Source organism: Stenotrophomonas sp. 2YAF26 (assembly GCF_052114625.1).
Taxonomy (GTDB): Bacteria; Pseudomonadota; Gammaproteobacteria; order Xanthomonadales; family Xanthomonadaceae; genus Stenotrophomonas; species Stenotrophomonas indicatrix.
Map to the genome: position 1 here is coordinate 105,324 of NZ_JBFRFC010000014.1, position 11,400 is coordinate 116,723.

General features: G+C 66.3%; 10 protein-coding genes and 1 pseudogene. 3 read left to right on the top strand and 8 right to left on the bottom strand.

The window, feature by feature from the left end:
- Positions 1-4: 4 nt before the first annotated feature.
- Positions 5-388: a GtrA family protein gene (locus AB4Y98_RS15185; protein WP_312786483.1), complete on the bottom strand. Its 384-nt coding sequence runs from the start codon at positions 386-388 to the stop codon at positions 5-7.
- 162 nt (positions 389-550) lie between these two features.
- On the opposite strand from AB4Y98_RS15185, the gene glmU reads away from it, so the two are divergent.
- Positions 551-1,918 carry a bifunctional UDP-N-acetylglucosamine diphosphorylase/glucosamine-1-phosphate N-acetyltransferase GlmU gene (gene glmU, locus AB4Y98_RS15190; protein WP_312786482.1) on the top strand — a complete coding sequence of 456 codons (1,368 nt, stop codon included), beginning with the start codon at positions 551-553 and terminating at the stop codon, positions 1,916-1,918.
- A complete protein-coding gene (locus AB4Y98_RS15195) occupies positions 1,887-2,420 on the top strand; it encodes a GNAT family N-acetyltransferase (protein ID WP_442244628.1) in 534 nt (177 codons plus the stop codon). Before glmU ends, AB4Y98_RS15195 begins: the two co-directional genes overlap by 32 nt.
- 554 nt (positions 2,421-2,974) lie before the next feature.
- Here the strand turns inward: AB4Y98_RS15195 and AB4Y98_RS15200 are convergent.
- From AB4Y98_RS15200 to AB4Y98_RS15230, 7 genes are all read right to left on the bottom strand, one after another.
- Entirely contained in the window at positions 2,975-4,336 is a 1,362-nt protein-coding gene (locus AB4Y98_RS15200) for a sensor histidine kinase (protein WP_363731492.1), read from the bottom strand.
- Complete coding sequence (locus AB4Y98_RS15205) at positions 4,333-5,679, bottom strand: sigma-54-dependent transcriptional regulator (RefSeq protein WP_394198253.1); 1,347 nt, start codon at positions 5,677-5,679, stop codon at positions 4,333-4,335. The genes AB4Y98_RS15200 and AB4Y98_RS15205 overlap by 4 nt, the downstream gene beginning before the upstream one ends.
- A gap of 136 nt (positions 5,680-5,815) precedes the next feature.
- Positions 5,816-6,208: a PDZ domain-containing protein gene (locus tag AB4Y98_RS15210; RefSeq protein ID WP_394198255.1), complete on the bottom strand. Its 393-nt coding sequence runs from the start codon at positions 6,206-6,208 to the stop codon at positions 5,816-5,818.
- 1 nt (position 6,209) lies between these two features.
- Positions 6,210-7,424 carry an ABC transporter permease gene (locus AB4Y98_RS15215; protein WP_312787347.1) on the bottom strand — a complete coding sequence of 405 codons (1,215 nt, stop codon included), beginning with the start codon at positions 7,422-7,424 and terminating at the stop codon, positions 6,210-6,212.
- A 21-nt stretch (positions 7,425-7,445) separates the two neighbouring features.
- Entirely contained in the window at positions 7,446-8,750 is a 1,305-nt protein-coding gene (locus AB4Y98_RS15220) for an ABC transporter permease (protein ID WP_033832270.1), read from the bottom strand.
- Positions 8,751-8,760: 10 nt separating this feature from the next.
- On the bottom strand, positions 8,761-9,483 hold the full coding sequence (locus AB4Y98_RS15225; protein WP_032976565.1) for an ABC transporter ATP-binding protein: 723 nt from the start codon (positions 9,481-9,483) through the stop codon (positions 8,761-8,763).
- 31 nt (positions 9,484-9,514) lie between these two features.
- Positions 9,515-10,792: an efflux RND transporter periplasmic adaptor subunit gene (locus AB4Y98_RS15230; protein WP_089237025.1), complete on the bottom strand. Its 1,278-nt coding sequence runs from the start codon at positions 10,790-10,792 to the stop codon at positions 9,515-9,517.
- A gap of 216 nt (positions 10,793-11,008) precedes the next feature.
- Here AB4Y98_RS15230 and AB4Y98_RS15235 point away from each other — a divergent pair.
- A pseudogene (locus AB4Y98_RS15235) lies at positions 11,009-11,400 on the top strand (glutamine--fructose-6-phosphate transaminase (isomerizing)); the annotation flags it as partial.

Here is an 11,400-nt window from a genome sequence, read left to right on the forward strand (position 1 = left end):
CAGGTCAGCGGTACACCACGTGCCGCAGCAGCATGAACGACACCAGCGCCAGACCACCTTCCACCAGCGGCTTGGCAAGCCACGCGTACTGCAGTCCCAATGCATGGTCGGCCGCAGTCACCAGCAGGGTGCTGGCCGCGGTCAGCAGCATCCAAAGCAGGAGGAAGCGCGCGAAGCGCTTCCAGCCCAGGCGCTGTTGGCCGGCGGCAGCAAAGGTATAGCGGCCGTTGAGCCAGAAGCCGAGCAGCATGCCGGCCAGACGGCCGACGACGTTGGCAGGGGCGACGGGCACCCCGAGTGCGGTGCTGCCCACGAACACCAGCCAGTCCAGCAGCAGCTGCACCAGCCCGATGACGATGTATGAGCTGCCCTGGCGGACGAGGGTCATGGCCGTGCCTTCCCGGTGCCGCCCGGCAACAGCGGGCCCATCCAGTACAGCAGATCGAGCAATCGTTCCTTCAGGCAGCGCACGGTTCACGTCAGGCAGGGAATGAGCTCGGCTATCCTATCAGCCAGTCCTCAGATCGCCGCCGCTGCGCGGCCCCCCTCCATGACCCAACCCCTGCACGTCATCATCCTCGCCGCTGGCGCCGGCAAGCGCATGAAATCGGTGCTGCCCAAGGTACTGCAGCCGATTGCCGGGCAGCCGATGCTGGCGCATGTGATCGCCACGGCGCGCGAACTGCAGCCGGCTGCCATCCACGTGGTGTACGGCCACGGCGGGGACCAGGTGCAGCACTACTTCGCTGACCAGCCGGACCTGTTGTGGGCGGAACAAGCGCAGCAGCTGGGCACCGGCCACGCCGTTGCCCAGGCCATGCCGGAGGTGCCCGACGCCGCACAGGTGCTGGTGTTGTACGGCGATGTGCCGTTGATCCGTGCGCAGACCCTGCGCGACCTGCTGGCCCAGCCGGGCCGGCTGGCCGTGCTGGTGGCCGATGTCGAGGATCCCACTGGCTATGGTCGCGTGCTGCGCGATGCCGAAGGCAAGGTCGGGGCGATCGTTGAGCAGAAGGACGCCGACGATGAACAGCGTCGGGTGCGCATCATCAACACCGGCATCATCACTGCCGAATCGACGGCGCTGCGCCGCTGGCTGTCGCAGCTGTCCAACAGCAACGCGCAGGGCGAGTACTACCTGACCGATGTATTCGCCTTTGCCGCCCGCGAGTTCACTCCGGCGGAGATGGCCCTGGTGGCCGATGCGCAGGATGCCGAAGGCGCGAATGATCCATGGCAGCTCTCGCAGCTGGAACGGGCCTGGCAGCGGCGCGCGGTCCGCGCGCTGTGCATCCAGGGCGCACGCGTGCGCGATCCGGCGCGGGTCGATATCCGTGGTGAGGTGGTCGTAGGCAGCGATGTGATGATCGATGTCGATGTGATTCTTGAAGGCAAGGTGGTGCTCGGCGATGGCGTGACCATCGGCCCGTTCACCCGGCTGAAGGACGTCACACTCGGCGCGGGCACCGAAGTGCGTGCGCACTGCGATGTGGAAGGCGTCATCAGCGAGGGTGCGGCCCAGATCGGCCCGTTCGCGCGCCTGCGCCCGGGCACCGTGCTGGCCGATGGCGTGCACGTGGGCAACTTCGTGGAAACCAAGAAGGTCACCTTGGGGGTGGGCAGCAAAGCCAACCATCTGACCTACCTGGGTGACGCGGTGATCGGCAGCAAGGTCAACATCGGTGCGGGCACCATCACCTGCAACTACGACGGCGTGAACAAGTCGACCACCACCATCGGCGACAACGCTTTCATCGGCTCCAACAGCTCGCTGGTGGCGCCGGTGCTGATCGGTGAAGGGGCGACGATTGCTGCAGGTTCGGTCATCACCCGCACTGCGCCGGACGGCAAGCTGACCGTGGCCCGTGCGCGTCAGGAAACGATCGATGGCTGGCAGCGACCCATCAAGAAAAGCTGAGCCGAGACCACCGCGCGCCGACGAACTCGACGCGTTGCCCCGCATCGAACAGCGTGCGGGTGAACTGCTGCGCGGGCACGAGGCGCACCCGGTGTTCGCCGGCCATGGGCTGGACCTCCCCACGTTGCAGGCTGGGCTGCAGCGTGGCCAGTTGTGGATCATCGAAGGCGCCGATGGCGGCATCGCCGGCTACCTGCTGGGCGGTGCGCTCGACGGCGATTTCCATGTGCTGCAGATGGATGTTGATCCCGGCCACGCGCGGCGTGGTTACGGGCGAGCGTTGCTGCGGCATGCGCTGGCCGAGGCAAAGATGCGTGGTTACGCTGCCGCAGTGCTGACGACGCTGTCCGATGTGCCGTGGAATGCGGCTTTCTATGCCAGCGAAGGATTCAACATCCTGCCGGAGTCGGAGTGGGGCCCCGGCCTGCAAGCGGTGATGGCCGAGGAAGCTGCCCTGGGATTCCCGATGCACCTGCGGGTGGCGACGCGGCGAGTGCTTTAGTTTTGCTTCTTCTGTTGCTTGCTGAAGGTTGATCACGGTTCATGGGTGTCACTTTTCTTTGTACGCAAAGAAAAGTAACCAAAAGAAACGTTCCGCCGGCCGCGAGCCGATGCTGCGCATCGGTGCCCTGCGCTCCTCGGCGAATCAGGGGCCGGTGCCGAACTCGCTGCGCTCAGACATCGGCACCTCTTCGCCCCTGATTCCCCTGCGGTGCTCGGCTCGCTTCAAGGCGGACCCAAGTCAAAGTCCACAGGTGCACCCAGTAGATCCACGCCATGCGTGGATGCTTTTGCTCTGCTTCTCGAGTCCGCCTTGAAGCGAGCCGAGCACCGCAGGGCCGGCGAGGGCGAAGAGGCGCGGGTGTCTGAGCGCAGCGAGTTCCCGCGCCGTCCCTCGACGGACCGAGGAGCGCAGGGTACCGGCGTGCGCAGCACGACGGCTCGCGGACTGGCGGCGCGTTTCTTTTGGTTACTTTTCTTTTCGCGCGAAAAGAAAAGTGACGCCCATGAACCGTGATCAACCTTCAGCAATCAACAGAAGAAGGAAGAACAAACCTACCCCACCGGCAACAGGATCGACACACACAGCCCGCCCTCGGTGCGGTTCTGCAGTGACACGCGACCACCGTGCGCCTCGACGATCTCGCGGGTGAGGGCCAGCCCCAGCCCGGTGCCGTTGCGCTTGGTCGAATAGAACGGCATCAGCGCATTCTGCAGCACCTGCTCGTTCATGCCCTTGCCCCGGTCCAGCACATCCAGCCGCAACCACTGCGGCAGCCGGGTCAGCTGCACCTGCACGTCGTCGTTCGGCGGATCTGCTTCGGCGCAGGCCTCGTGCGCGTTCTTCAGCAGGTTGAGCAGGGCCTGGCCGAACTGGGCGATGTCGATCCGGCTGCTCAGTTCTTCGTCGGGTTCACGCTCCATCGTGAACGGAATCTGCTGGCACAGGCTGGACAGGAATGGCGCCCAGTGCACGGTCTGCAGCTGCGGTTGCGGCAGCTTTGCGAAACGCGCGTAGCCGCGGATGAAGCCTTCCAGGTGGCGTGCGCGGTCTTCGATGGTGGTGAAGATCTCCGGCAGCCGGTCGAAGCGTTCGCGCTTGACCAGCTCGCCACCGGAGTGCGCCAGTGAGGCGATCGGCGCCAGCGAGTTGTTGAGTTCGTGGCTGATCACCCGGATCACCTTCTTCCAGGTCTGTACTTCCTGCCGGCGCAGTTCGGCAGTGAGCTGGCGTACCAACAGCAGGTCATGCGGGCGGCCGTTGAGCTGGAACGCGCGCCGCGACAGGTGATAGACCTGTTCGTCGTCCTCGTCGCCTTCCACGCCGTCTTCGCTTTCCGACTTCACCGCAAACAGGCTGTCGCCGCCGCGGCCGATGGCATCGCGCAGTTCCACCGGCAGCTGCTCGAGCACGTCTTCCATGCGCTGGCCTTCCAGCTTCCAGCCGCTGTGCAGCAGCTTGCGTGCGGCCAGGTTGGAGAACACCACGCGGGAAATACCATCGCCACCCGCAGCGATCAGCAGCATCGCCACCGGTGTGTTCTGCACCATGGTGTCCAGCAGCAGTTCGCGCTGCACCAGGCCTTGGCGCTGTGCACGCAGCACTTCGCCCAGTTCGCGGTGCGCCTGCACCAGGTCACCCAGTTCGTCATTGCCGGGCCAGTAGATACCGAAGTTGTACTCACCGTCGCGGTAGCTGCTGGTGGTCCCGGACAGCGCCCGCATCAACGAGCGCACCGGTGCGGTGGCGCGGCGCAGCGTCCACCACATCAATGACAGCAGGATGATCGTGGAGACCGTGGTCACCACCCAGCCATGGTCCATCCAGTAGGCCAGCAGCCACGGCAGCGCGGCAGCCAGCGCCAGCACCGGCAGCAGGCGCAGGAACAGGCGGAAGGTGAAGGAGCGTCGCTTCATTCGCGCGGAATGCCATGACGGTCCATGCGCCGGTACAGCGCCTGCCGGCTCAGCCCAAGCTCGGCGGCGGCCTGGGCGATGACCCCATGGTTGCGCGCCAGCACTTCTTCGATGCGTGCGCGGTCGGGATCATTGCCGGCGCTTGGCGCAGGGCGTGGCGCAGCCGGCGCACGCGGCAGGTTGAGATCGCCCACTTCGATGCGGTTGCCGGTAGCCAGCAGTTCGGCACGCTGGATCACGTTGCGCAGCTCGCGCACGTTGCCCGGCCACAGGTGCCGCTGCAGCGCAGTGGCAGCCGTGCTGGACAGCGGCTTGCCGATGTTGAGGAAATACTCGGCCAACGGCACGATGTCGCCGGGACGCTCGGCCAACGGCGGCAGCGTCAGTTCCACCGTGTTGAGCCGGTAGTAGAGGTCTTCGCGGAACGTACCTTCGCGGATCATCGCCGGCAGATCGGCATTGGTTGCACTGACCACGCGCACCTTGACCTGGCGTTCGCGGTTGGAGCCCAGGCGCTCGAAACGTCCTGTCTCCAGCACGCGCAGCAGCTTCATCTGCCCGCCCAGCGACAGGTTGCCGATCTCATCCAGGAACAGCGTGCCGCCGTCGGCCGCCTCGAACTTGCCTTCGCGCGCCTTGTTGGCGCCGGTGTAGGCACCGGCCTCGGCACCGAACAGTTCGGCCTCGATCAGTTCGGAGGGCAGGGCGCCGCAGTTGACCGCCACGAACGGACCCTTGGCCACCAGCGAGTTGGCCTGGATGATCTGCGCGATCTTCTCCTTGCCCGCGCCGTTGGGGCCGGTGATCAGCACCGGCAGCTCCGAGCGCGCGACCTGGCAGGCCAGGGCGATCACCCGCTCGCTGGCGGGGTCGGCGAACACTGCGCCACACAACGCGTACTTGTCTTCCAGCGCATGCCGCTGGCGTTGTTCGCGCTGGCGTCGCTGGTCCAGTTCGCGCCGCGCTTCGGACAACTCCAGCAGGTTGTTGACCGTGGTCAGCAGCTTGCGGTCATCCCAGGGCTTGGCCAGGTAGTCGGCGGCACCGGCCTTGACCAGGTCCACCGCGCTGCTCAGGTGGGTCCAGGCCGTCAGCAGGATTACCGGCAGATCGGGGTGGCGTTCGCGGATCTGCGCGAACAGAGCCTCGCCTTCCTCACCGGAAGTGGTGTCCTCGCTGAAATTCATGTCCTGGATCACCAGGTCGACCGGCTGCGATTCCAGCAGCGCCAGCCCTTCGGCCGGGCTCTGCGCCTGCAGGGTGTCGATGTCGTGCAGGGAAAACAGCACATCCAGCGCAGTACCCACGCTGGCGTTGTCGTCGATGATCAGGATCGCAGGCATTCGGCGGCTTCTGGAAGGGCAGGGAAGCGCCGGAAAGCGTCGGCGCCGCGCACGGAAAAGGGTGGATGACGCCGGAGCTTTCGGCGCCACCCACCAAGCATAGCCAAACCCGTGGCAGCGCAGGGGCCGCCGGGTCTCAGCGTCGTGGCGGGGGCGGCGGCGGCGGAGCCGGAGGGGGGGGCGGTGGCGCCAGCGCGGGGCGCCACTGCGATACCTCCACCGGCACGGTCAGCATCCGGCCATCGCGGCGCAGCAGCAGGTAGACGGTGGGCGTCGATGCCGCCCGTACTGCGTCGGCGAGCTGTTCGATCTGCCGCACCGGCGAGTCGTCCACGCGCAGGATGCGGTCGCCATGGCGCACGCCAAAGCGCGCCTCCGGGCTGGCCGCATCCACCCTCACCACGCCCTCGGTCGAGCGCAGCGCCAGACGCGCATCGTCCTGGCGCCATTCCAGCGTCTGCGAGCTGCCGCTGCCGGCGAGTACCGGCAGCGGCAGGGCCAACAACAGCACCAGCAGGCTGGCACGCATCTCACGCCCCTCGGGTGGCGACGGCCGGTGGCACCGCAGCGGCGCGGCGGGCCGGGCCGAACACGGCGATCTGGCCCAGCATCCACAGCAGCACCGCGCCCAGCGGCAGGTACAGCAGCGGCATGCGCGGCAGCTCGTACATGTTCATCAGCGCCAGGTTGATGGCATAGGCCGCCAGCATGCCCAGCACGATGCCCAGCGTGGCCAGCAGGAAGTTCTCGGTCTGGAAGTAGCGCAGGATCTGCCCACGGGTGGCCCCCAATGCGCGGCGGATGCCGATCTGCTTGCTGCGCTGCTGCACCCAGAAGCTGGCCAGGCCGACGATGCCCAGGGCGGTGACCACCAGCAGCGCCACGCAGACCGTCACCAGCAGGCCGACCATCGAGCGGTCGTTCTTGAAGTAGTCGGCACGCTGTTCCTGGTAGGTCAGCTTCTCGCGCACCAGGCGGTTGGGGTCGTTGTGCTCCAGCGCGGCCAGCGCACCCTTCAACACTTCATCGCGGCGTTCCGGCGAAGTGCGCAGCATGTACGGGCCGCGGGTGAAGTCGGTACGCACCGGCAGCATCATCGACAGGGTGCTGTTGTCGTTGTAGTCGGTGGGGGTGGCCAGATGGGCGACCACGCCGACCACATGCAGGGCCTGGTTGCCCATGTAGAACGTCTTGCCCAGCGCGCTCTGGTCCGGATACATCTTGGCGGCGACCTGCTGGTTGATGATCACCGGCGCGGCGCGGTCAGGCTTGGGATTCTTCTGGGCTTCCTCATAGTCGATGTATTCACTTGGCAGGAAGTCGCGGCCGGCGACCAGCTGCAGGCCAAGCGTCGGAAGTGCGTTCTCGCTGAACATGTACAACGACACGAACGCGGTCGGGCGCTCCTGGTCACGTTCGCGCGAGATGCTGGTGTTGCTCGAGTTGCGGCGGAATGGCAGCTGGTTGACCTTGGTCACGCTGGTCACGCCGGGAATCGCGCGCAGCGATGCCAGGTCTTCGTTGGTGCGGGCCATGGCGTTGGCCTGCTTGCCGATGCCGCTGACCCGGACCATGACCAGTTCGTTCTCGGCCAGGCCGCTGGGCTGGCTGATCTTTTCCACGCGCTGGGTGACCAGGAACAGGGCATTGCAGACGATGGCGCAGGTCAGGGCGATTTCCAGCACGATCAATGCGGCTGCGGTCTTGTGCCGGCGCAGGGTGCTGAGGATGGGGCGGATGTCCATGGGAAGTCCTCGTTCTGGTGCTTACTGCGACTTGAGCTGGATGGCCGGGGTGACCTGCATCGCGCGCCAGGCGGGCAGGAAGCCGGCAGCAATGCTGGCCAGCAGGGTCAGGCCGAGGGCGAGCAGCAGCATGCTGCCGTCGAGGTGGGCCAGCTTGGCGTAGTCCACCGGCTGCTGGCGCACTGCATACAGGCCCAGCAGTGCCAGGCCGATGCCGAGCACGCCGCCGACCACGCCCACCGCGCCCGCCTCGACCAGGCACTGCAGGAAGATCTGCCCGCGGCTGGCACCCAGTGCGCGGCGCACGCCGATCTCACCGCTGCGGCGCAGGAACTTGGCCAGCAGCAGGCCGACCGTGTTGACCAGGCAGACACCGAGGAAACCCAGGGCCAGCCACATCTGCAGGCGCACGTCGCTGGGTACCGCGTTGTTGAAGGTCAGCCACTCCATCACGGTGCGCAGGCGCACGTTGGCCGGGCGCTCGAAACGGCCGGCAGCCCGCTGCTGGTCCGAGTAGTTCACCAGGTAGCGGCGGTAGTCCTCGGCCTTGGACGGCTCAAGCTCCACCCAGTACTGGATCCAGGTGCACGGCGCGTTGATCGAATTGCTGTCGTCATCGGGTGCGCCGTCGCGGAAGCAGTTCATGTTGCCGTTGCTGCCGAGCTTGAGGTCCATCGCGGTGGACAGCGGCATCATCAGGTCTTCCTCGCGGCCGTAGTTGCCCACGGTCAGGTCGAAGAAGTGCGGTTCCGGATTCCAGGTATCCATCACGCCGATCACGCGCAGCGAATGGCCCTCGACCCGGATCTGGCGACCGACACTGTCGGCGCCCTGGAACAGCTTGTCATTGATCACCTTGGACAGCACCACCACGCGGGCGCGACCGTCATCGTCGCTGGCGGTCCAGGCGCGGCCGTACAGCATCGGCACGTTGAACATCGGGAAGAAGTCGGCCGAGGTCCAGCGGGTGTCGATGTTGAACGGCTTCAACGTGCTGCCTTCCGGCTCGACGGTGACGGCGCCCGCACTCATCATCGCCTGGCGCTCGCCACGCTTCTCGCGCAGCAGCGTCTCGGCATCGAAGCGGGTCATCTGGGTCTCCGGCTCTTCGCCGGTCAGGTAACCCGAGCGCGGGCGCGGATCGACCTGTACGTAGAACAGGCGGTCGCTCTTGTCAGGGATCGGGTCGCCGGACAGCACGTGGAACACGGTCAGGGTGGTCATCGAAGCACCGATGCCCAGCGCGATGGCGACCACCATCAGCGCGGTCAGTACCTTGTTGCGGCGGAAGCTGCGCACCGCCAGTCGGGCGTAGTAGGCGAACATGGTCGTGCCCTCACTCGTTGACGGCGACGATGCGACGCGGGGTGGCCAGCACCGGCTCGCGCACCAGGTCGGTGACCTGGCCGTCGACGATGTGCACGTTGCGCTGCGCGCGTGCGGCCAGTTCCGGGTCGTGGGTGACCATCACGATGGTGGTGCCGGCGGCGTTGATCTCCTCCAGCAGTTCCATCACCCCGCGCGCCATCTGCGTGTCCAGGTTGCCGGTCGGTTCGTCGGCCAGCAGCAGGCGCGGGCTGCCAGCCAGGGCACGGGCGATCGCCGCGCGCTGCTGCTGGCCGCCGGAGAGTTCGTTCGGGTAGTGCTTCATGCGCGAACCCAGGCCAACCTGGCTCAGCGCCTTCTCGATGCGCTCGCGGCGCTCGCCGGCGCTCATCTTGCGGTAGCGCAGCGGCACGTCCACGTTGTCGAACAGGTTGAGGTCCGGAATCAGGTTGAAGCCCTGGAAGATGAAGCCGATCTTCTGGTTGCGCAGGCGGCTGCGGGCATCATCGCCGAGCTTGCTGACGTCCTGGCCATCAAGCATGTAGGTGCCGCTGGTGAAGGTTTCCAGCAGGCCGGCGATGTTGAGGAAGGTGGTCTTGCCGGAGCCGGATGGACCGGTGACGGCGACGAACTCGCCTTCCTTGACCTGCAGTTCCAGTGAACGCAGTGCGTGGGTTTCCACCTGTTCGGTACGGAAGACCTTGGCGACCGAACGCATTTCGAGCATGTACATAGGGTGTCCTCTCTCCAGGATGAATAAGTTGTCAGTTGACGGAGACGCGTTCGGCGTCCTTGAACAGGTCGCTGCCCGAGACCACGATGCGGTCCCCCGGCTGCACACCCGACTTGATTTCCACTTCGCCCAGGCTGCTGACGCCCAGTTCGATCGGACGACGCACCGCAGTGCGGCCATCCATTACGTAAGCCACGCCGTTGCCCTGTTCCACGAACGGGCCGCGCTCGACCTTCATGACGTTCCTGCGGGTATCCAGCAGCACCCGCACCGACATCCGCTGGCTCTGGCGCAGGCCTTCCGGCTGGGCTGCGGCAAAGCGGACGCGTGCGTTGACTTCGCCATTGACCACTTCCGGCGACACCGCACTGATCTCGCCCGGGAACGGCTGGCCATTGCCGCCGGTCAGCTGCGCCGGCATGCCGATCGCCAGATCGCGTGCGAAGCTTTCCGGTACCTTGATCTCGACTTCGAACTTGGAGAGGTCGACCACGCCGAGCACCGGCGCGTTGGCGGCAAGGTTGGTGGCCTGGGTGGCCTGCACCTGGCCGACCTGGCCGTCGAACGGTGCGCGCAGGGTCAGTGCGTCGACCTGGCGCTGCACTTCGGCCACCACGGCCTTCTGGCGGTCGGCCAGCAGGCGCTTGTTGCGTGCGTCCAGATCCGCGCCCTGGCTCTGCAGGCGTGCATCGGTGGTGGCATTGGCCAGGCTGATGTCGGCCTTCTTCAGGGTATCCTGGGCTTTGGCCAGATCGATCTGCGGCACCGCACCGCCATCGAAGCCGCGCTGGTAGCGCTGCAGGTCGCGGTCGGCGGCCTGGCGCTCGATGCTGGCCTGATCGGTTTCCTTGCGTGACTTGGCCCGGGCCAGGGTGGCATCCAGGTTGGCGCGGCTGGCCTCTGCTTCCAGACCGGCCAGAGTGGCCTCCTCCTGGGCGAGCTTGCTGCGCAGCTCGGGGCTGTCGATGATCGCCAGCTCCTGGCCCTTCTTGACCACGTCGCCGGCCACGACCTTCAGGTCGACCGTGCCGGCGGAGATCGCATACAGCACTGGGCTGTTGGCGGCGATCACGCGGCCGTCCGCGGCGATGTCGCGCACCAGGTCGCCCCGCTGCACTTCAGCCACGCGTACTCGGCTGCTGTCGAACGAGCGGCTGGCGTTGGACCACGCATGCACGGCCCAGCCGATGCCGGCGAGCAGGGCGATGCCGGCCAGGGCCGGCCAGCGGTAGCGGTGCCATGCGGCCTTGGGGGCACTGGCCGAAGCGGAGGAAACGATCTGGTCCTGGGCGGAGGTGTCGCGGATCATCGGGTTCGTGCCTGTCGGTGGTGCCAGAGTGGTGCTATGGACAAAGCACACAGCGTGCCAACTTTATTTCCTTTTCCATCAATGATTTGCGGATGCGTCATTACTGTCCGGGTGTCCGCGGACACCTTTCCGGACACTTTCATTAAGCGGACAGGAGGGGGGGCTGGCGGACACGCAGGCTAGAATGCGSCGACCGTCTTCAAGGAAATGCGTGACATGTGTGGAATCGTRGGTGCGATCGCCSRRCGSGAYGTGGTGCCGSTSCTGATCGAAGGACTGAAGCGACTGGAATACCGYGGTTACGATTCCTCSGGYATYGCSGTGATCGAYCAWGCCGARCGSSCYGACGTGCGCCGCGTGCGCCGYACCGGWCGTGTCTCKGARATGGCMACYGCTGCCGAGGCYGAAGGCTTCAMSGCCAGCCTGGGYATCGGCCACACSCGYTGGGCCACCCATGGYGGTGTCACCGAGGCGAACGCGCATCCGCACATCAGCCATGGCGTGGCGCTGGTGCACAACGGCATCATCGAGAACCATGAAGAACAGCGCGAGAAGCTGCGCGCGCTGGGCTATACCTTCGAGTCGCAGACCGACACCGAAGTGATCGC